Genomic DNA, 20349 nt, shown 5'->3' with positions numbered 1-20349 from the left:
TTCGATTAAGATGAAACCCTCACAAAAAAATCTTTTAAGCAATATCAATTTGTTCTTCCAGGTACACATCCTGAATGGCGTTGAGTAGTTTAACTCCCTCTTTCATGGGTTTTTGGAAGGCTTTTCGGCCTGAAATCAGTCCTGTGCCACCTGCACGTTTGTTGACTACGGCTGTGGTTACGGCATCTGCCAAATCAGATTCGCCTTTTGAGGCTCCTCCTGAATTAATAAGGCCTGCCCGGCCCATATAGTTGTTGGCCACCTGGTACCGCGTCAGGTCTATGGGGTTATCAGAAGTGAGCTCTGAGTAAACCTTGTCATGCGTTTTCCCGAATTTAATGGCTTTGAATCCGCCATTGTTGGTCGGGAGCTTTTGTTTGATGATGTCTGCCTGGATCGTCACGCCAATGTGGTTGGCCTGCCCTGTCAAATCGGCTGCAGTATGATAATCCTGATCGCGTTTGAATTCTGAATTACGCAGGTAGCACCACAAAACGGTGTACATGCCGAGTTCGTGCGCGCGTTCAAATGCTGCTGCTACTTCCTGAATTTGCCGGTTCGAATCGTCAGAGCCAAAATAAATGGTGGCTCCCACACCCATGGCACCAAGTTCATAGGCTTCTTCAACAGAACCAAACATAATTTGATCGTAAGTATTGGGGTATGTAAGCAACTCGTTATGGTTTAATTTTACAATAAACGGTATTTTGTGCGCATATTTGCGCGAAACTGCAGCCAGCACACCAATGGTTGAGGCTACGCCGTTTGTACCACCTTCTATGGCCAGTTTTACAATGTTTTCAGGGTCAAAATAATCGGGATTCGGTGCAAATGAAGCTCCCGCGGAGTGCTCTATGCCCTGATCGACCGGCAATAGCGATAGGTAGCCTGTGCCTCCGAGCCTGCCGTGGTTAAATGTAGCTTGCAGGTTACGCAAAACTTGTGGTTTGCGGTTGGTGTGATAGAATACCCGGTCTATAAAGTCGGGGCCGGGTAGGTGCAGTTTGCTTTTGTCAATGGTAGTGGATTTGTGTTCCAAAAGCTTTTTTGCATCAGCGCCAAGTAATTCAGCAATTTGATCGTAATTCATGGTGTTTTGTTTTTATGAGGTTTATCAAATTTACAAAACTCCGGGTAAAATGTTGAGTATTCAACTAATTCATTTTTAGATAACAAAAAAAGGAGGCCCGAAAGCCTCCTTTATAAATATCAATTGCTTGTTTGTTTTATTTTACAACTTCGAGCAACTCAACTTCGAAAATAAGGGTTGAATAAGGTTTGATTTTCCCTTTGTCGGCACCACCGTAAGCAAGCTCTTGTGGAATGTAGAACTTATACTTGGCACCTTCTTTCATGAGCTGTACGCCTTCTGTCCAACCGGGAATAACCTGATTCAAGCCAAATGTAATGGGCTCGCCGCGCTCAACACTGCTGTCGAAAACAGTTCCGTCAATCAAAGTACCATGGTAGTGCACTTTAACCTGGTCGGTAGCTGCTGGACTGGCACCGGTTCCTTTTTTCAGTACTTCGTACTGCAAGCCTGATTCTGTTACTTTAACTTCAGGGCGTTGTTTGTTTTCTTCAAGAAAATCTTCGCCGGCTTTTTTATTGTCGGCATATTGTTCAGCATTGGCACTTTCTTGTTGCTGTTGTGCTTCCATTTGAGCTGCACGTGCCTTCTGTACCATTTTGTTCAATAGATCAGTTCCTGTTTTTTGGTCAATTTGACTGGAGTCTGTCATAACGTCATTGATTCCGGTCATTACAAAAGAACTGTCAATATCAGCAGTAGCTTTCATTTGCACCAATGTTCTGTTAATACCTTCTACCAACTGTGCACCTAGCGCATATCCAAAGCTGTCGCTTACATTCTGCATCTCCTCACCGGTTGATGCTTCAGGCATGGCATAGGCAGAGTCGGCCTGAATTTTTCTAATCACGTTGCTAAGTGTCATCTGTACTGAAGAAAAGTCCATTGCTTTTTCGCCGCTTGTGTAGTCTTCTGCACCTTTAAGAAACCATTTTGTATCGATGTGTTTCAATACTTGGAATTTTTCCATTTGGTCCAGAAATCCCTCAGCCTGAAGTGCACCAAGTGCATAGCTGGTTGAGTCTTTTTGGGTTTTCATTTCAGATTTTGATGCATTCTGATTGTTACATGCAAAAAATACGGCGCTGATGGCCAGTATTGCGATAATTTGTGTCAATTTCATGTTAATTCGTACTTTTATGATTCAATAATTGTTATTTTCTCGATTAAGTCGCCTGCTTTTATTTCATCGATTACTTCATCACCCTCAATGATTTTGCCAAAACAAGTGTGTTGTCCATCAAGATGTTGTGTGTTTTGACGACTGTGTACAATAAAAAACTGCGATCCTCCGGTGTCGCGCCCTGCATGTGCCATTGAAAGTACACCTCTTTCATGGTACTGCTTTTCAGCATCGGTTTCACACTTAATTGTGTATCCGGGGCCTCCGGTGCCTGCTCTTGGATTATCGGGGTCCTTAGAATGCGGACATCCGCCCTGGGCCACAAACCCGGGAATTACCCGGTGAAAACGCAAGCCATTATAAAAACCATCGTTCGATAGTTTTACAAAATTATCAACTGTACCGGGGGTTTCTTTTTCATAAAGCTCGGCCACCATGGTACCCTTTTCAGTTTCAATTTTAGCTTTCTTCATTTTTTAGATTTTTGCCTGATTATCATCAGGTTTTATGTGGTTACTAATTGTTGATTATCAGTTATTATACAAACAGCAAAGGTAAGAAAAATGTGCCGCGTTGCAATAGTGTCACTTTTTTTGTAGCAGACATGGCATTTTCCGTAGCTTTGTGTTTGTTAATGAAATGTTTATAACAGAGAAAAAGGTTGAATTTCGAATCTATTCGCTTCATTTATAGCTAAAACATTATTACTTTTGCAGATTGGCAGATTAAAACAAGCCGCTTTATGAAAATTATTCAGATTACCCTTTTTTTCTTTATCATTATATCGTTCAATCAGGGGTTGGCTCAAAAGTGCCGCTATGAAAAAAACGAAATTGATGCTGTAACAGAAATGGTTGTGAAAAGAACCGAACCGGTTGAAGTAACTGAAGTGAATGATCAACCACTTTTCATGAAAGCACAGTGCATTGGCGAAAACAAATACTTGAAGGTAAGATATTACAGGTATAACAGCTTTACCATAAATGCGTCTGAACCATTTGAAATCATTTTTAATGATCAAACAAGTGTAAAGCTGCAGGCACGTGATATGCCGGAGGCCGAATCATCAGGAGGATTTATGAAGGTATCTTCTCTGCTTATTTTTAACCTTTCAAAAGAACAATACCAAATGTTGCTTGATAAACCTGCTGTACAAATAAAATATTTTATCGACGGCGGAGGTTATATCAGAAAAGATATTCGTAAAAGGTACCAGGGCGATATTCAGTATATTATGCGATGTATATTGCTTGACACCGATTAATTTAAATGGCAGGTTTTTAATGAAGTACCTCCTTTACATATTGCTCCTTTTGTTTTTACTTCTAAGTTCTTGTGCACCCACAGAAGATATGCATGCTGGTAAAATTGGAGCAAATAACGAAATGCCCAGGTTTTGCCATCAACCAAGATTACTTTTTTATGAAGTACTAACTAATGATGAATGGGTGCGCCTATGGCTGCATACTGCCAATTCTATAACTGTAGGTCAGTTATTGAAGAACCCCCTGCGAATTTATTTTGCCGAGAAAAATAAGCGTAATGTGAAATTTATTCTTGAATATAGTAATGTGTTTGACGACAAGAGCCCGAAAGCACAGAATGATAAGCCAGGGCAAAGACAGCTTACACTTTATGAAATTGGTGAAAAAGACACCATTGATATTACTTCACAATATAATTTTAACGTAAATGCCGATTTGGACGATCAGAAGTACGATTTAAAAATCCAATGGCCGCGAGAACTTCTTGAAGGCTTTGAAGAAATTGCCATTGGCATCGAATCACATACAAATTTAAACCCCGGGCAAGCCAATAGGGTAAATTTACGTGGTACTACCGAAATGAACGACCCTGGGCAGCAGAAAAGAGCAACTGCCATGAGGCAGAATCCTTCCTCAACTCAAAGAACTGCAGCAGCGCCTAATGGCTACAAAGTTCTTGATTTGGATATCGATATTTGGTTTACATTACATTTGTCGTTACCAGGCGCATTGTAGTTCCAGGTGCCGATAATGGTGTAAAATACCTGTTGAATAGAATCAAAATAACATTTTACTTTGAACTTTACAGGGCGCGAAGTCTTATTAAAATTAGTTTTGAAGTAAATTTTTAGGTTGCAATTATTTTTTTCAGTTTCTTTGTTAAAGAAATAATCGATTTTTAAATATTCCGGTCTCAAAACCGCCAAAATTAATCTCCAGGGGATATTTGAAGGATCATGCATAAAAATTTTGCGTGGTCTATTCTTTACCTGGAGGGGTGCTTGGCGGTACCTTGAGGCAGAAGACTTAGACCACGCATTTTTTTATGAATTTTGAAAAGGAGTCCATTTTATACGGGTTATTGTTTGACTGCCCTTTTGGTCAGGAGTTACCCGATTGTCCTTTTCATGAAATTCGTAAGCTTCCCTATGAACAACGATATGATCTGGTTCAGGAAATGTCGGAACAAGAGATTGACCACTGGCTTGCTCAACATCGAAAATGTTTAAAATCACGTTGATTTTTATTGGTTGACAAGCAAATAAACGATTTTTATGTAAATTATTAGTAATAAATCGCTGGTTTTTACATAAAAAAACCCGCTCATTGAGCGGGTTTTAATGTACTCATAAAATTCTTAACCGCATTCTGAAGAACCACAATCAGAGCAAATCAAACAACCTTCCTGGTAAATCAGATTTTCTGAGTTGCAGTTTTTACAGCGTTGACCTTCTGCTTTTGTTCCATTAGGGATATAACGCTTGAGAGCCCTTTCTACACCATTTTTCCACGTGTTGATATTGGCACTATCTAATTGTAGTGAACCTACCAGCGTAACTACGTTAGGTATGGGCATTCCGTAACGCAATACGCTGGAAATTAATTTGGCGTAGTTCCAGTACTCTTTATCGAATTTATGAGAAAGTCCTTCTATGGTTGTACGATACCCGTATTTATTTACATACTGAAAATCGTACCGGGTTACATCATTTTCGTCTTTGTTTTTTATGATGTAGCCTTTTGATATGGATTTGGGCACGGGCAGCACATCTTCGTCTACCATACCGGTAAAAATTTCGTAAGGTTGGCCCTCAAGTAATCCAATAAATGCAATCCACTGCTCCTTGTTGTTTTTAAACCTTACGATATCTGCTTTTAGTTTGTTGGGGCGTTTTAACTCCCGTGTAACCTTATCTTCTTTTTTGTCGTCTTTTGAAATCAGTACGCCGGATCTTGAGCCGTCTCTATAAACTGTTATGCCTTTGCAGCCCGATTTCCATCCTTCTTCATAAACCTTACCGACTACTTCCTCAGTTACATCTTTGGGTAGGTTTACAGTAACTGAAATGCTATGGTCAACCCATTTCTGGATAGCGCCCTGCATTTGTACTTTTTTCACCCAGTCCACGTCATTCGATGTTGATTGATGATAAGGTGACTTGGCTACAACTTTGTTTAATTCTGTTTCATCGTATTCGCGTACTTTCTCCACGTCATAATTATTGGCCTCAAGCCAGGTAATGAATTTATGGTGGAATACGACATATTCTTCCCAGCTATCGCCTACTTCATCGATAAAGGACACTTTTACATCCTGATCATTGGGGTTTACTTTTCTTCTTCTTCGGTATACAGGCAGGAATACCGGTTCTATTCCCGAAGTGGTTTGTGTCATAAGACTTGTAGAACCCGTAGGTGCAATTGTAAGCATGGCAATATTGCGTCTGCCATGTGCTTCCATATTTTTGTATAGCTCAGGGTCTGCTTCTTTCAGCCTGTTAATAAATGGGTTGTCTCCCTCTTTTTTAGTATCATAAATTGGGAATGCACCACGATCTTTGGCAAGATCCGTTGATGAACGGTAAACAGAAAGTGCCAGTGTTTTATGTACTTCGACAGAAAAATCAATGCCTTTTTTGCTACCGTAAGGGAGCCCTAATGCAGCAAGCATATCACCTTCAGCTGTGATGCCAATACCTGTGCGTCGTCCCTGTTCTGCTTTTTCTTTAATTTTTTCCCAAAGCCTTTTTTCTACATATTTAATTTCTTCCTCTTCAGGGTCGCTTGTAATTTTTTCTAAAATAGCATCAATTTTTTCAACTTCAAGGTCAATAATGTCATCCATCATTCGATGTGCTATAGCAGCATGCTGTTTGAACTTTTCGAAGTTAAATTTAGCTTTTTTAGTGAATGGGTTTTCTACGTAACCATACAGATTTATTGCCAATAAGCGACAGCTGTCATAAGGACACAAGGGTATTTCACCACATGGGTTTGTAGATACGGTTTTAAAACCATGCTCAGGGTAACTGTCGGGTACCGACTCTTCTGCAATGGTATCCCAAAACATTATACCTGGTTCTGCAGATTTCCATGCGTTGTGAACAATTTTTTTCCACAGGCGACGGGCATCTATTTCTTTAGTGAAACTGGGATTGTCGCTTTCGATTGGGTATTGTTGAACGTATGGTTTGTTGTCGATTACAGCGCGCATAAATTCGTGGTCGATTTTTACTGAAACATTTGCACCTGTAATTTTGCCTTGTTCGAGTTTTGCATCGATAAAATCTTCACTGTCGGGATGTTTAATACTTACGGTGAGCATTAATGCACCTCTTCGTCCGTCCTGAGCTACTTCGCGTGTTGAATTTGAAAAGCGCTCCATAAATGGAACAAGTCCGGTGGAGGTGAGGGCACTGTTTTTGACCTGACTGCCTTTGGGTCTGATATGCGACAGGTCATGTCCTACGCCACCTCTACGCTTCATAAGTTGTACCTGCTCCTGATCGGTTTTCATTATGCCCCCGTATGAATCGGCTATGCGCTCATTGCCGACTACGAAGCAGTTCGATAGAGAAGCGACTTGATGCGTATTGCCAATACCGGCCATTGGGCTTCCCTGGGGTACAATGTATTTGAAATTCTTAAGTACCTCGAAAATTTCTTCTGCCGGCATGGGGTTGGCATACTTTTTCTCGATACGGTGAATTTCATTTGCAATACGCCAATGCATCTCATTGGGATTCTTTTCGTACAGATTTCCCTCTGAATCTTTCAGAGCATATTTGTTAATCCATACGGTAGCTGCTAATTCGTCTCCATTGAAGTATTCAATTGAGCTCTCCAACGCCTCCTGATACGTGTAGTTCTTTTTTGCTTTTTTGGTTGCGACCATTTCCATTTTCTTCGACCCAGTTAGTATGTTAATAATCAATTTTTTACCAGACAAAAAATATAAGCTGTCTTTTTGCCAATTTATTTTATCAGCGAATTTAAATTGAAAGATGAATAAAGTAAAATTGGTTTATTAACACTATGAAAAAAGGAGGGTCTAAAAAATTGGATAATAGTTGGTTAATCGGTTGATTTCTATTTTCACAAAAATTATCTGTTAATTATTGGTTAACAATCTGCTTTTCAATTTCTTGCAAGATCATGTCTGTGGCTCCCAGCTGGTGCTCAACGAATAATCGGGTTTGGGTTGATTTTTCTTTCAAATACTCTTTGTTGCGGTAGAGCTCGCCGATAATCGTTTCAAGTTGCTCGTAGTTGCTTATTGGAAAGGCAATTTTATGTTCAACCATAGAGACAGCTTCATGGAACTTTTTATATGCCGGGCCAAAAATTACAGGTAACCCGTAAACCGCCGGTTCGAGCACATTATGAATGCCTTTGCCAAATCCTCCGCCAATTATTGCAATATTGCCATAGCGATAGAGCCTCGATAATAAACCTATGCTATCGATTATCAGTATACGAGAATCTTTGATCTGGGCTTCGGAAACCTGAGAAAGCCTGGTGACTTTTGCTTCAGTGTTTTTTTCGAGCAGCTCGTATTGTTTCTCGTTAAGTTCATGAGGTGCGATAATGTATTTAATATCACCGGGTCCGTGGTTGCATAATTTAACAAGTAAGTTATGTTCGGCGGGCCACGAGCTGCCTGCAACAACTGTGAAATGGTTTGCTGCGAAGTCTTTAACCAAATCAATTTCTTCGTTTTGACTGGCTATCTCAGCAACTCTGTCGAATCGGGTGTCACCCGCTATTGTAATATTTTTAAGATCGTGTTTTTCTGCAATTAATGCAGTTTGGTCGTTTTGTGCATAAAAATGTTCAAAGTATTGAAGGTGTTTCCTGAACCACTTACCCCAGGGCTTAAAAAATATTTGTTCGTTACGGAAAAGGGTAGCAATGGAATAGAGTTTTACGCCCTGTTTTTTTGCATAAAATATGAAATTGTACCAAAATTCGTATTTAATAAAAACTGCCAGGTCGGGGTGCGCATGTTTGATGAAATAGCGTGCGTTTTTTTTGGTGTCTGGCGGTAAATACATAATGAGATCTGCATTTTTGTAGTTCTTTCTGATCTCATACCCCGATGGAGAATAAAAGGTAAGCAGGATAAAAATTTCCGGATGTTGATTTTTTAATTTTTCGATTAGTGGTCGCCCTTGTTCAAATTCTCCAAGACTTGCACTATGGAACCAAAAAACTTTTTTATCAGATGGTATTTTTGTTAGTTTTTTTTTCCAGCCCTTTCTGCCTTTTATCAGCTTGCCGGCTTTGGTATTGGAGTATGCAGCAATTCGGATGAGAATTGAATAGACTGATATGCCGATGGAATATAAACTTCGCATTAATAATAATAAATTTCTGTTGCCATTCTTTTGTGCAATGAAATTACCCAACCAATTTTAATTGAATAGAGTAAGTCGAGCCTTTTCTCATCTATTTTGCGTTCTTCTATAAAATCCCAACTTCTCCGGTTTTGGGTATAACCCTGAGTAAATTCGAAACCGGCGTAAAAATTCCAGGTCGCTTTTTCATGAAAAAACATATAGCCCAGAAATTGTTTGGTCATTAATCCATTACATAGTCTGTCGTACCCTTTTATATATTCATCGGTGAGTTGTGGTATATTGTTTCCACGTTCCTCGATCCATATTTTATGCTGCATAAAACCCATGCCGCCCGAAACCATTATTCCGGAATTTGGATTGGGGTTGAGTACAGGTATGATATAACCAACATGTGCAGATACAGTGAAGCCATCAAGTTTTTCAGCCACAATACCAGGTTCACCATAAAAATTGGTAATCCAGCCGTCTTCATTTTCAAGGTAATCCCGGTACTCCGGGTCTTTAATGCCCTGGCTGAATAAGTAACCACCCTGAACACCTAAAAAAATATTTGATTTGAACTTAAGATTGAATGCTGCTCCAACCTGCCCACTACCATTAAATCTTTCAGCAAAGTCTCCTCCCGGATGATTGTATCCCAGGTCTGCAGAAATCATGGGTATGAGAATCCGATCGTCTTTAATGGTTTGCGACGAAAGTTGCGCAATCATCACTAATAAAATTGCAATCAATATCCACTTTTTCATTCAATAAAAATTTATTATGATGCTGTAAGAGAATTAACGGACGAAATTATAAATAATTTGATGTGCTGGATAATTTAGGAAACTAAATTTTAATTTAATAATTGTCTACTGGGGCATATTTGCTTAATTTTTAATAAAAATGTATTTAGGAACCAGAAATTTGTGGGTTGAAACATCGTGTGATGTGTAATGAAACGTTATTTTTGTAGATGCAATAGAAGATATGCTGGTAATAGACCGACAATCAACAATATTGACCAATGAATTTAATTATTGATGCTGGAAATACCAGGGTGAAAATATACCCGGCAAAGAACGATAAGCTTGAAGCTCCTGAGATTTTTTCGAGTAGTGATGATCGGCTCATCCAGACCCACATTAAATCACTGGATTTTTTGCATTGTATAGTGAGTAATGTTGGTATTACATCGCCCATTTGGTACGATGTGTTGAGTGCGGCTAAAGGAGGATTTATTGAGCTAAAGGGACATACCCCCATACCCATTAAGAGTCAATACCGTACTCCTGAAACACTAGGTTACGATCGTATAGCTAATGTAGTGGGAGCCGATTTTTTGTTTCCTGGTCAAAATATTTTAGCTATTGATGCCGGAACTGCTTTAACCTACGACCTTGTTTCAAATAATAATTATTTGGGTGGGGCAATTGCTCCGGGGATGCAGTTGCGTTTTGATGCGTTGCATCAGCATACAAGCCGGTTGCCCAGTTTAAAATATATGCAGGATTACGAAGTGCCCGGAAAAACGACCAAAGACTCCATTCTTAACGGAGTTGTGGAAGGTATAGTAAATGAAATAAAAGGGACAATAAATACATATCAAAAAGAATATTCTGATTTGATTACCGTTATTACCGGTGGCGATGCAGATATTTTTGTGAAAATGATAAAAAATGGCATCTTTGCAGAGCCTTATTTATTAGCAAAGGGCCTAAATAGAATTTTGAACTACAATGTGGAGAAAACTTAGTATTTTAATCGTATTAGCAGGGATTGCACTTAGTGCATGGGGACAAAGTAAATCAAACTCACCATATTCGGTTTTTGGACTTGGCGACATTTATACGCCGGGGTCTATCCAATTTCCTGAGTATGGAGGTGCTTCAAGCGGCCTTTTAGAAAAAAATAAGATTAACTTTTCCAATCCGGCTGCATACAGAGCAATTGACAGTATGCGTTTTTTAATTGATTTTGCTTTAACCAGTGCTACACGGCAAATAGCAGATGAAAATGATTCGCATATTACACACGACTTTAACTTTACTTATTATGCCGTAGGCTTTAGAGTCACACCCTGGTGGCATGCCAGTATAGGACTTACACCTGTTTCTAACCGGAATTATCGTATAGGAATTAATAGTTCCATGAATGGTATATCATCGGAAACCTATTATGTTGGGAGAGGAAATTTGAATCAGGCTTATTTGGGACAATCATTTTCAATAACTCCTAATTTGTCAGTTGGATTTAATGTGAAATATTTGTTTGGTGAGCTTACCGAGGCCAAAACAATACTATTCCCACAAACTTTCAGGAATACTCAGGAAGGCTATACAAAACAAATACATGATTTTGGTTTCGATGCCGGAATAATGTATACCCATTCCCTGCCAAATGATAAGCGTTTGAATGTAGGATTTACGTATACCCCACTTCAGGCGATAGACTATACAGAAGATTATTTGTTTGGCGCCGGTGATGTCTATAATGTCGAGGATATTAATGACAATATAATACTTGATACAACAGCCTATTATGAAGACCGGGAACGCAGTTTTAATTTGCCCCAGTCATTTAGTTTTGGTGCAAGTTATGTCGTGCCAAGAGAAAAAACTGCAACTGTAGCATTTGATATGTCGCTATGGGACGATGCTGAAAACAATAATTTGGAGAACAATGCAACAACTCTGAGTAATAGCTATCGAATTAGTAGTGGATATAGTTTTATACCCAAGTGGAATGCAGCTTCAAGCTACTTTAAGCGAATGACTTACGTTTTTGGCGCATTTTTTGAAAAGCAATATATGGATGTGCAGGGTGAAAATATAAACAATATGGCAATTTCTGCCGGAGTTGGTTTGCCCATTAGAAGAGCCGGAATGACATTAAATATTGGAGCAGAGGTTGGGCAACGCGGAATGGTTAAAAATGATCTTATACAGGAGAACTATATAAAGTTAAACATAAAACTTAATTTCAGAGAAGTCTGGTTCTTTGAGAGAAAGTATGACTAATAAAAAATAGACATTATGAAAACAAAAGTGACCAAAATTCTTTTAGTGTTTTCAATTACACTTCTTTCATTGCCAGCTCTAATGGCCCAAAAAGGCGTAGAAGATGGCTCAAAATACGGGCATGGTGAAGACAGTATTCGTGCTTTGCAGAATTTGTCAATGTACAAACAGTTTTATAGACAAAAAAGTTATAATGATGCTATTAAACCATGGCGCATTGTTTTTAATGAAGCTCCCAAAATCAGTAAAAACATGTACATCCACGGTGTGAATATGTACAAAATCTTCTTTAAAAACTCAAAAAGTGTAGAAGAGCGTGAAAAGTTCGTCGATACGATCATGATGATTTATGATCAGCGCATGGAGTATTTTAATAGCAAAGGCTACTTGACAGCGCGCAAAGGTGTTGATTTGGGTAATTTGAGTCCCAGAAGAGCTAAAGAAGCTTATGACCTGCTTCACGAAGCTGTTGATATGATGGATAAACAGACACCAGGTTTTGCGCTCAACGAAATGATGCAAGCCGCACTCAAGCTTTATAATGACGACGTTATAAGCGAAGATGAAATGGTGAATAACTTTGCTTTGGCTTCTGATATTTTGGACTATCAGATGAAAAACGCCAGCAGTAGCAAAAAGCGAGAGCGCTACGAAACCATTATGAATAATGTGGAGCTTATTTTCACAAAAAGTGGTGCAGCAACATGCGAATCATTAATTCCACTGCTTACAAAACGCTATGAAGAGAAGCCAAAAGATCTTGAAAACCTGAAAAAAATAGTCGGATTATTGCGTAATTTTGATTGCGAAGAATCAGATATCTTTGAAAAGAGTGCAGAAAATTTATATGAACTAGAACCATCTGCTAATTCAGCTTACAGTTTAGCACGCGTATTCCTGAAAAAGAAAAATTGGGATAAAACCATAAAATATTACGAGGAAGCCATTAGGAGAGAAACTGATGATATTACACTTGCTCGTTACAATAAAGAATTGGCCGATATTTTACTTGTGGCCGATAGAAGTCCGGCCAAAGCTGTGCAACATGCCAGACAGGCGCTTAAGCATAACCCGGAGGATGGTAATCCTTACCTGACTATCGGACGTGCTTATGCTAATGCTCAAAATTTCGGAGAAAATAAATTTGAAAAAAATACCAAATACTGGGCTGCTGTAGATATGTTTTATAAAGCCAAAGCTGTTGATTCTACTATAGCAGATAAAGCCAATAAGCTGATAGAGACTTATTCGCAATACTTCCCCGATAAAGAAGAAGCATTTTTCTATAACGTTACAGAAGGATCAGATTATAAAGTTGGCGGTTGGATTAATCACACCACCAAAGTACGATTCTAAAATGAATTTGAGTCACAATATTATTATTAAGATGATTCCGGTTATGGCCGGGATCATCTTTTTTGTTTCCTGTAAAAACGATATGGAGACAGTGAAGCAGATTTCCAATATTGAGACTTATCCGACAATGGAGATTCAGGAGTTTAAGTTTCTCCGGAGCGATTCAGGGCAAATTACCGTGAAGGTTAAAAGCCCGCTCGTTCGTGAATTCTCAGCAATAGAAAATCCCTACAGGGAGTTTCCGGAAGGGTTGGTTGCAACATTTCTGGATCGCGACCAAACCATTAAATCAAAAATAACAGCCAATTACGTAATTCAGAAAATTGACGAGGAGAAATGGATAGCTCGTCATGATGTGGAAGTCATAGATCAGGATGGCCGTATAATCAATACAGAATATATGGTTTTTGACCAGAAAAAAGGAAAAATTTATTCCGACCAGTTTACTAAATTCACTGAAACCGATGCTATTATTTACGGAAAAGGATTTGAGTCTGATATGAACCTCACCAATGCCCGTATATTAGAGCCCACCGGATTTTTTTATGTCGATGAAGAACAATACTAAATACAGAATTGAGCAAATCCTGAAGTTTACCTGGCTAGCCGCAGCTTTGGTACTGATGGGAATGGCCGTATATTATACCACTGAGATAGGGGCTAAAGCTTCTGCAAAGTTTTATATCCTTAGTGCAATTTCTTTTTTATTTTTTATTCGCCGTCACTATTTTAGCAAATAAATTACTGCTAAATGAACTATTTGCCCTGGATATTAATTACGTTGATTTTCTCAGCTTTCTTTTCGGGAATGGAGATCGCTTTTGTGTCTTCAAATAAACTACGTATCGAAATTGATAAAAAGCGAGGCTATCTTATTTCATCTTTCCTGTCTGTATTTACCCGGCACCCATCGTATTATATCGCCACAATGCTCATTGGAAATAATGTAGCACTGGTTATTTACGGATTGGCCATGACCGGACTTTTAAATCCTTACCTGGGTGGAATTGTTGACAGTGACAGCGGTATCCTTGTACTTAAAACCTTAATCTCTACGATTATTATTCTGTTTTTTGCTGAGTTTTTACCTAAAACCATATTCAGGGTTAATCCAAACAGCGTTTTGCGTTTTTTTGCTTTCCCTGTTATGTTTTTTTATTCATTGTTTTACCCGGTCACACGTTTCAGTATTGCAATATCTTCTGTTGTATTACGTCTCTTTTTTGGTGTGAAAAGTAGTGAAGCCGATAGCAAAAGTGTCTTTGACCGGTTCGACCTTAATGATCTGATTGGAGAACAAGAGGATAATGCCGAGAGTAAGCCTGAGTTAAAAAAGGATGTAAAAATATTCCGGAATGTATTGGATTTTGGAAATATCAGGATAAAGGAGTGTATTGTTCCCCGTAATGAGTTGGTAGCCGTTGAAATGCAGGAGCGTGTCGATACTGTGATTCGAAAATTCAATGAAACCGGTTTCTCCAGATTGCTCGTTTATAATGAGACTATTGACAATATTATAGGCTATATTCATACTATCGACATGTTTAAAAGGCCTACAGAGCTAAAAAACATAGTGCATTCTCTGCCTATTGTTCCCGAGTCAATGCCTGCAAATAAATTGCTGGCAATATTTACAGCCAATAGTAAAAGCATAGCGCTTGTAGTAGATGAATTTGGCGGAACTGCAGGAGTTGTAACCCTTGAAGACCTGATAGAGGAAATTTTTGGTGAAATCGAAGATGAGCACGATACCGTAGAGCTTGTTGAGAAAGAAATTGCAGAGCACCATTATGTTTTCTCAGGCAGGCATGAGATTGATTACCTCAATGAACGATATGGTCTGGTTTTACCTGAGGATGATAACTATGAAACCCTTGCCGGATTTATTCTGCATCATAATGAGGATATCCCAAGCAACAATGAGATAATTGAAATCGGCAAATATCGCTTTCGCATTACAAAGGCTTCCGGATCAAGAATTAAGGAAGTAGAGTTGTGGCTGTTAGAAGCATAAAAAAACCGGATCAGTCTTGCTAATCCGGTTGTTTGTAGTAAAATTTATACTATTCAATATTTTCTTTGTTGCTTAAATCAAGTTTTAGGCCTAATTCAGCCAGTTGGTCCTCTGCTACTCCTGATGGAGAGTCAATCATCACATCGCGGCCATTATTGTTTTTAGGGAAGGCAATTACATCGCGAATCGAATCCAGTTGGGCAATGAGTGATACCAGCCTGTCGAAACCAAATGCGATACCTGCATGTGGAGGTGCACCATATTTAAAGGCATTCATTAAGAACCCAAATTGATTTTCGGCTTCAGCTTTCGTAAAGCCAAGTGCCTCAAACATTTTTTGTTGCATTTGTTGGTCATGAATACGTACCGAACCACCTCCAATTTCAACACCGTTAATTACAAGGTCGTAAGCATTGGCACGCACTTTTCCGGGATCTTCATTCAATAGCCCGGCATCTTTAGGTTTGGGCGCAGTAAATGGATGATGCATGGCGTGGTAACGTTTTGACTCTTCGTCCCATTCAACAAGTGGGAAATCGACAACCCAAAGTGGTACAAAAGTGTTTTTGTCGCGCAAACCTAAACGATTTCCCATTTCAAGCCTCAGCTCAGATAAACCGTGCAAAGTAATAGGCTTATCGCCGGCTAAAATAAGAATGAGGTCGCCGGGTTTTGCATTAAATTCTTCTGTCCAGGATTTTAGTTGTGTTTCATCATAGAATTTATCTACAGATGATTTAAAGGTCCCATCTTCGTTATATTTAACATAAACCAATCCTTTGGCTCCTATTTGTGGTCGTTGAACCCATTTGGTAAGTTTATCGAGATCTTTTCTTGAATAATCTGCCAGACCTTGTGCGCAAATACCTCCTATGTATTCTGCACTGTCGAATACTTTAAAGTCGTGCCCCTTAACGAGCTTGTTCAGTTCATGTATTTCCATTCCAAAGCGGAGGTCGGGCTTGTCATTTCCATATTTTGACATGGCCTCTGAAAACGGCATGCGTTGGAACGGTGTTTTGAGGTCTATATCCAATACATTTTTAAATATAGCCTTGGTCATACTTTCGAAAGTGGATAATACATCATCTTGCTCGGCAAATGACATCTCACAATCAATTTGTGTAAATTCTGGTTGGCGATCTGCCCTGAGGTCTTCGTCTCTGAAGCATTTTACGATTTGGTAATAGCGGTCGTACCCCGACACCATGAGCAGTTGTTTGAAAACCTGCGGTGATTGTGGTAAAGCATAAAATTGCCCCTGGTTCATGCGCGAAGGCACCACAAAATCTCGTGCCCCTTCGGGAGTGGATTTTATTAATACAGGGGTTTCGATTTCGAAAAAATCTTGCTGATTAAGGTATTTGCGAACTTCCTGTGCAACTTTATGTCTGAGTGCTATTTGTCTTTGGAGTGGTGCACGCCTCAGGTCAAGATAACGGTATTTCATTCGCAATTCGTCGCCACCATCTGTATCCTCTTCGATGGTAAATGGTGGAATATCTGACTTGCTCAATATCGTAATGTCGTTGCAATTGATTTCAATATCTCCGGTTGGGAGGTTTTTATTTTTATTGTGCCGTTCAATTACATTACCTTTCACCTGTATTACATATTCGCGACCAACTTCTCTGGCTTTGGTTGTCATTTGTGGGTTGGCATTTTCATCAAAAGCAAGCTGTGTAATGCCATATCGATCTCTAAGATCAATAAATGTCATGCCGCCCAGGTTTCTGATTTTTTGGACCCAGCCACTTAGGATAATTTCATCTCCTACATTCTCAATACGTAATTCTCCACAGGTGTGTGTTCTGTACATAAGTCTTGATTTTCAAATTTCCACGCAAAGATAGAATAAGATTTTGATTTCTGGCCTGCCTGCCCAGGCATTATTTATTCTGATTTTAGACAGGTGCGCATATTATGTTTTCGTGCCGATGAAATGAAAGCCAGGTGTTATGGTGTTTATTTTTATTTGTGACCTGTTATTTGCAATGTTTGTGTTAACGAACAAAATTCTTGATATTCAGTTTGGTTTGAAACTAAATTTTGCTTGGTACCGTATATCTGTAAAATGCCAACATTAACCAGCTAATTATAGCTCTAAACCCTACCATTATGAGGAATTTGTCTATTATTAACATTGCAGTAATTTTCGCCTTGTTTTTTGCTGCATGTCTTGGGCCGGCAGAAATGTCAAAAGGTACAATGGAATTGAATAACGAAAAGGTACCTACCATCATTATTGGAGATCAGGAGTGGATGGCTGACAATTTAGATGTAGAAACATTTGCCAATGGGGAACCTATTATGCGCGCCAAAACTAAACAAGAATGGACCAAAGCGGGTCAGGAGGGAGTAGCCGCATGGTGTTATTACAATAATGACCCTGATTTGGGAAAACAGTATGGTAAATTATATAACTGGTACGCTGTATCTGATCCTCGCGGATTAGCTCCCGAGGGGTGGCGAATTCCCAAAGATGGGGATTGGAACAAATTGATTGATAAAGTCGGGAATAAAAACAATGCAGGTAATAGATTAAAAAGTACATCTGGTTGGCTTGATAACGGTAATGGAGAAATAGCAGAAGGGTTTAATGCTTACCCGGCCGGGGGAAGGTATAATAATGGGACTTTTAGTTCACAGGGTGCCAGTGCCTTTTTCTGGAGTGCAAGCGACCATCTAATGTTTTATGGCCGGTACCGGGTTATTCATCATAACAAATCTGCTATTGAAGACAATAGCCTTGACAAAAGTTATGGGTTTGCAGTCCGCTGCTTGAGAGACGTTGAGAATTAGTTGGTTTTAGCGCCAGGTTAATCCGCCAAAGGCTACATCTGCTTCAATAATTAAATAGTTCCGGTTTGGGTCGAAATTGTCAGATTCTGATGCAAAGTCACCCAGACCGCTATTGTTGGGCCCATTGCCATTGGTGCTGCCAAAAGCAATGTTGTTGATAATGCGGTAAGGAATACTGTCGGGGAGATAAACCTCTGCATGTCCAAATGCTACAGAAATATTAACCCTGGGAAGTGAGTCTGAAAGGGTGGTTTCACTTAAGTCGATTGTCGATTCGCCAAAAACCACAGCATATTCATTTTCACCTGTGATATGGTGCGCAAAATTACTATGTGTAAACCATACCCACTTTGACTCATCATTTTTTTCATCTTCGAGTTGTACGATAAGAAAATGTACTCCTACCAACACAATAAAAACACCTGTAAGGTAGCGCGGCATTGGCAAATCTACTTTAAATGTGTACTTAATCAGATAACCAATGCCTGCAGCAATTAGAAAAAGGGCAATGAAAGTTATGAATGTCATTTTTTCTTTTAAAATTAAGAAAATTTCACGGCATTTGCCACTTTTTGTTTTGTCAATGCTATTTTGAGCACCTCATCAATGGTGTCTACAAAATGAAATTTGAGCCCTTTTAAATATGTTGGTTTAATCTCTTCCAGGTCTTTCTTATTTTTTTCAGAAATGATGATTTCTTTAAGTCCGGCACGTTTGGCGGCCAGGATTTTTTCCTTAATGCCTCCAACTGGCAATACTTTACCTCTAAGGGTAATTTCACCGGTCATTGCAATTCCTTTTTTGACTTTTCGCTGCGTAAATGCAGAGGCAAGCGAAACCACCATAGTAACTCCTGCCGAAGGGCCGTCCTTGGGAATAGCTCCTTCAGGGATATGGATGTGTATGTTCCATTTGTTAAAGATATCCGGATCAATGTCGAGCATGTGGGCATGCGATTGCAAATACTCCACAGCTAGCTTGGCTGATTCTTTCATTACATCACCCAGGTTTCCGGTAAGAGTGAATGTGCCTTTCCCTTTGCTTAGGCTTGTTTCAATAAACAAAATCTGGCCGCCGGCAGCTGTCCATGCAAGTCCTGTAACAACGCCAGCCTGATCATTGCCCTGGTATTCGGTTTTGAAGAAATCCTGCACACCAAGATAATCCTTGATGTCTTCAATTTTTATATTCACGTTATAGTGTTCCTCTGTGGCTATTCGGCGCGCAATTCTTCGCATTACCTGAGCCACTTTTTTGTTCAGCGTGCGTACACCCGATTCACGTGTGTAGTTTTCAATAATATGCGCCAAAACATCGTCGCTGAATTTTAATTGGCTGGATTTTAGTCCATGATTTTTGAGCTGCTGAGGAATCAGGTGCCGCTTGGCTATCTCAACTTTCTCTTCGAGTAGGTAACCACTCACTTCAATCATTTCCATACGGTCTCTCAGGGCAGGATGAATCTGTCCTATAGTATTGGCAGTGGCTATGAAAAGCACTTTTGAAAGATCGTAGTCTAACTCCAGGAAGTTATCATGAAAGGTGTTGTTTTGTTCAGGGTCAAGCACTTCAAGCAATGCAGACTCAGGGTCGCCGTGAAAATCCCGACCTATTTTATCTATTTCATCCAGAATAAAAACCGGGTTGGCTGCTTTCGCCTTGCGCATATTTTGAAGTATGCGGCCGGGCATGGCTCCAATGTAGGTTTTTCTGTGACCTCGTATTTCAGATTCATCGTGTAGTCCTCCCAATGACATTCTGACATACTGGCGATCGAGTGCTTTGGCAATGGACTTTCCAAGTGAAGTTTTACCTACGCCCGGAGGGCCATACAAGCATAAAATGGGGGACTTTAAATCGCCTTTTAGTTTGAGTACAGCAAGGTGTTCAATAATCCGTTCTTTGACCTTTTCCAGACCGTAATGGTCCTCGTCGAGGACTTTTTGTGCTCGTTTCAGATCAAAGTTGTCTTTTGTGGTCTGATCCCAGGGTAAGTCAAGCATTACGTTCAGGTAATTAAGCTCAACAGAGTATTCTGGTGTGGCCGGGTTAATCCGGCGTAGCTTTTTAAGCTCTTTGTTGAATGCTTCCTGGATGTCTTTGGGCCATTTTTTCTTTTTAGCCCGTGCTTTCATCTCCTCTATCTCTTGCTGAACAGGGTCGCCACCTAACTCATCCTGTATGGTTTTTATTTGCTGATTAAGCAAATACTCTTTTTGCTGCTTATCGAGTTCAGTCCTAACCTTTGATTCGATGTCTGATTTTAGGTTCAGCATCTGTATCTCCTGGGTAAGATGCTCCAGAAGCTTTAGCGAACGCTCGTGTACTGAATTGGTCTCA

The 20349-nt window shown here is 39.6% G+C and carries 18 protein-coding genes; 9 read left to right on the top strand and 9 right to left on the bottom strand.

Going from position 1 to position 20349, the window contains the following annotated elements; all coding sequences use genetic code 11:
* Positions 1-34 precede the first annotated feature (34 nt).
* From VJ937_RS15095 to VJ937_RS15085, 3 genes are all read right to left on the bottom strand, one after another.
* Positions 35-1090: a class I fructose-bisphosphate aldolase gene (locus VJ937_RS15095; protein ID WP_324068454.1), complete on the bottom strand. Its 1056-nt coding sequence runs from the start codon at positions 1088-1090 to the stop codon at positions 35-37.
* Positions 1091-1226: 136 nt separating this feature from the next.
* On the bottom strand, positions 1227-2213 hold the full coding sequence (locus VJ937_RS15090; RefSeq protein WP_324068453.1) for an FKBP-type peptidyl-prolyl cis-trans isomerase: 987 nt from the start codon (positions 2211-2213) through the stop codon (positions 1227-1229).
* Positions 2214-2227: 14 nt separating this feature from the next.
* Positions 2228-2686: a peptidylprolyl isomerase gene (locus tag VJ937_RS15085; RefSeq protein WP_324068452.1), complete on the bottom strand. Its 459-nt coding sequence runs from the start codon at positions 2684-2686 to the stop codon at positions 2228-2230.
* 269 nt (positions 2687-2955) lie between these two features.
* Between VJ937_RS15085 and VJ937_RS15080 the strand changes: the two genes are divergently transcribed.
* From VJ937_RS15080 to VJ937_RS15070, 3 genes are all read left to right on the top strand, one after another.
* The gene (locus VJ937_RS15080) at positions 2956-3477 is read left to right on the top strand and encodes a hypothetical protein (protein ID WP_324068451.1); all 522 of its coding nucleotides are present in this window, start codon (positions 2956-2958) and stop codon (positions 3475-3477) included.
* A 19-nt stretch (positions 3478-3496) separates the two neighbouring features.
* Positions 3497-4213 carry a hypothetical protein gene (locus VJ937_RS15075; protein WP_324068450.1) on the top strand — a complete coding sequence of 239 codons (717 nt, stop codon included), beginning with the start codon at positions 3497-3499 and terminating at the stop codon, positions 4211-4213.
* Positions 4214-4523: 310 nt separating this feature from the next.
* Positions 4524-4718, top strand: a complete 195-nt coding sequence (locus VJ937_RS15070) for a hypothetical protein (RefSeq protein WP_324068449.1) — start codon at positions 4524-4526, stop codon at positions 4716-4718.
* Positions 4719-4835: 117 nt separating this feature from the next.
* Here the strand turns inward: VJ937_RS15070 and VJ937_RS15065 are convergent, their stop codons facing one another.
* The 3 genes from VJ937_RS15065 to VJ937_RS15055 all read right to left on the bottom strand — a co-directional run bounded on the left by VJ937_RS15065 (position 4836) and on the right by VJ937_RS15055 (position 9584).
* Complete coding sequence (locus VJ937_RS15065) at positions 4836-7373, bottom strand: adenosylcobalamin-dependent ribonucleoside-diphosphate reductase (RefSeq protein WP_324068448.1); 2538 nt, start codon at positions 7371-7373, stop codon at positions 4836-4838.
* 220 nt (positions 7374-7593) lie between these two features.
* Positions 7594-8835 carry a 3-deoxy-D-manno-octulosonic acid transferase gene (locus VJ937_RS15060; RefSeq protein WP_324068447.1) on the bottom strand — a complete coding sequence of 414 codons (1242 nt, stop codon included), beginning with the start codon at positions 8833-8835 and terminating at the stop codon, positions 7594-7596.
* Positions 8835-9584 (bottom strand): hypothetical protein, encoded by a 750-nt coding sequence (locus VJ937_RS15055; RefSeq protein ID WP_324068446.1) that lies wholly within the window; start codon positions 9582-9584, stop codon positions 8835-8837. The genes VJ937_RS15060 and VJ937_RS15055 overlap by 1 nt, the downstream gene beginning before the upstream one ends.
* Before the next feature lie 260 nt (positions 9585-9844).
* On the opposite strand from VJ937_RS15055, the gene VJ937_RS15050 reads away from it, so the two are divergent.
* The 5 genes from VJ937_RS15050 (at position 9845) to VJ937_RS15030 (ending at position 15207) form a co-directional block, all read left to right on the top strand.
* Positions 9845-10573 (top strand): type III pantothenate kinase, encoded by a 729-nt coding sequence (locus tag VJ937_RS15050; protein ID WP_324068445.1) that lies wholly within the window; start codon positions 9845-9847, stop codon positions 10571-10573.
* Positions 10557-11837 (top strand): hypothetical protein, encoded by a 1281-nt coding sequence (locus VJ937_RS15045; RefSeq protein ID WP_324068444.1) that lies wholly within the window; start codon positions 10557-10559, stop codon positions 11835-11837. Before VJ937_RS15050 ends, VJ937_RS15045 begins: the two co-directional genes overlap by 17 nt.
* A gap of 15 nt (positions 11838-11852) precedes the next feature.
* Positions 11853-13193 carry a hypothetical protein gene (locus VJ937_RS15040; RefSeq protein ID WP_324068443.1) on the top strand — a complete coding sequence of 447 codons (1341 nt, stop codon included), beginning with the start codon at positions 11853-11855 and terminating at the stop codon, positions 13191-13193.
* 1 nt (position 13194) lies between these two features.
* Positions 13195-13761 (top strand): LPS export ABC transporter periplasmic protein LptC, encoded by a 567-nt coding sequence (gene lptC, locus VJ937_RS15035; protein ID WP_324068442.1) that lies wholly within the window; start codon positions 13195-13197, stop codon positions 13759-13761.
* A gap of 183 nt (positions 13762-13944) precedes the next feature.
* On the top strand, positions 13945-15207 hold the full coding sequence (locus VJ937_RS15030) for a hemolysin family protein (protein ID WP_324068441.1): 1263 nt from the start codon (positions 13945-13947) through the stop codon (positions 15205-15207).
* 49 nt (positions 15208-15256) lie between these two features.
* Here VJ937_RS15030 and aspS read toward each other — a convergent pair whose 3' ends face one another.
* The gene (gene aspS / locus VJ937_RS15025) at positions 15257-17026 is read right to left on the bottom strand and encodes an aspartate--tRNA ligase (protein ID WP_324068440.1); all 1770 of its coding nucleotides are present in this window, start codon (positions 17024-17026) and stop codon (positions 15257-15259) included.
* A 299-nt stretch (positions 17027-17325) separates the two neighbouring features.
* Here aspS and VJ937_RS15020 point away from each other — a divergent pair, with 299 nt between their 5' ends.
* Positions 17326-18009 (top strand): fibrobacter succinogenes major paralogous domain-containing protein, encoded by a 684-nt coding sequence (locus VJ937_RS15020; RefSeq protein WP_324068439.1) that lies wholly within the window; start codon positions 17326-17328, stop codon positions 18007-18009.
* A 6-nt stretch (positions 18010-18015) separates the two neighbouring features.
* Here VJ937_RS15020 and VJ937_RS15015 read toward each other — a convergent pair whose 3' ends face one another.
* On the bottom strand, positions 18016-18537 hold the full coding sequence (locus tag VJ937_RS15015) for a LiaF domain-containing protein (RefSeq protein WP_324068438.1): 522 nt from the start codon (positions 18535-18537) through the stop codon (positions 18016-18018).
* Positions 18538-18551: 14 nt separating this feature from the next.
* Positions 18552-20349, bottom strand: a 1798-nt coding sequence (lon, locus tag VJ937_RS15010; protein ID WP_324068437.1) for an endopeptidase La, incomplete at its 5' end; no start/stop codon positions are given.

Source organism: Salinivirga sp., from assembly GCF_035268865.1.
Taxonomy (GTDB): Bacteria; Bacteroidota; Bacteroidia; order Bacteroidales; family Salinivirgaceae; genus Salinivirga.
The sequence above is the reverse complement of the archived record's forward strand: the minus strand, read 5'-3'. Positions and strand labels throughout refer to the sequence as shown.

Excerpts from the sequence above, each read along its gene's own strand:
- VJ937_RS15095 (WP_324068454.1), bottom strand. The coding sequence starts at position 1,090 with ATGAATTACGATCAAATTGCTGAATTACTTGGCGCTGATGCAAAAAAG.
- VJ937_RS15090 (WP_324068453.1), bottom strand. The coding sequence starts at position 2,213 with ATGAAATTGACACAAATTATCGCAATACTGGCCATCAGCGCCGTATTT.
- VJ937_RS15085 (WP_324068452.1), bottom strand. The coding sequence starts at position 2,686 with ATGAAGAAAGCTAAAATTGAAACTGAAAAGGGTACCATGGTGGCCGAG.
- VJ937_RS15080 (WP_324068451.1), top strand. The coding sequence starts at position 2,956 with ATGAAAATTATTCAGATTACCCTTTTTTTCTTTATCATTATATCGTTC.
- VJ937_RS15075 (WP_324068450.1), top strand. The coding sequence starts at position 3,497 with ATGAAGTACCTCCTTTACATATTGCTCCTTTTGTTTTTACTTCTAAGT.
- VJ937_RS15070 (WP_324068449.1), top strand. The coding sequence starts at position 4,524 with ATGAATTTTGAAAAGGAGTCCATTTTATACGGGTTATTGTTTGACTGC.
- VJ937_RS15065 (WP_324068448.1), bottom strand. The coding sequence starts at position 7,373 with ATGGTCGCAACCAAAAAAGCAAAAAAGAACTACACGTATCAGGAGGCG.
- VJ937_RS15060 (WP_324068447.1), bottom strand. The coding sequence starts at position 8,835 with ATGCGAAGTTTATATTCCATCGGCATATCAGTCTATTCAATTCTCATC.
- VJ937_RS15055 (WP_324068446.1), bottom strand. The coding sequence starts at position 9,584 with ATGAAAAAGTGGATATTGATTGCAATTTTATTAGTGATGATTGCGCAA.
- VJ937_RS15050 (WP_324068445.1), top strand. The coding sequence starts at position 9,845 with ATGAATTTAATTATTGATGCTGGAAATACCAGGGTGAAAATATACCCG.
- VJ937_RS15045 (WP_324068444.1), top strand. The coding sequence starts at position 10,557 with ATGTGGAGAAAACTTAGTATTTTAATCGTATTAGCAGGGATTGCACTT.
- VJ937_RS15040 (WP_324068443.1), top strand. The coding sequence starts at position 11,853 with ATGAAAACAAAAGTGACCAAAATTCTTTTAGTGTTTTCAATTACACTT.
- lptC (WP_324068442.1), top strand. The coding sequence starts at position 13,195 with ATGAATTTGAGTCACAATATTATTATTAAGATGATTCCGGTTATGGCC.
- VJ937_RS15030 (WP_324068441.1), top strand. The coding sequence starts at position 13,945 with ATGAACTATTTGCCCTGGATATTAATTACGTTGATTTTCTCAGCTTTC.
- aspS (WP_324068440.1), bottom strand. The coding sequence starts at position 17,026 with ATGTACAGAACACACACCTGTGGAGAATTACGTATTGAGAATGTAGGA.
- VJ937_RS15020 (WP_324068439.1), top strand. The coding sequence starts at position 17,326 with ATGAGGAATTTGTCTATTATTAACATTGCAGTAATTTTCGCCTTGTTT.
- VJ937_RS15015 (WP_324068438.1), bottom strand. The coding sequence starts at position 18,537 with ATGACATTCATAACTTTCATTGCCCTTTTTCTAATTGCTGCAGGCATT.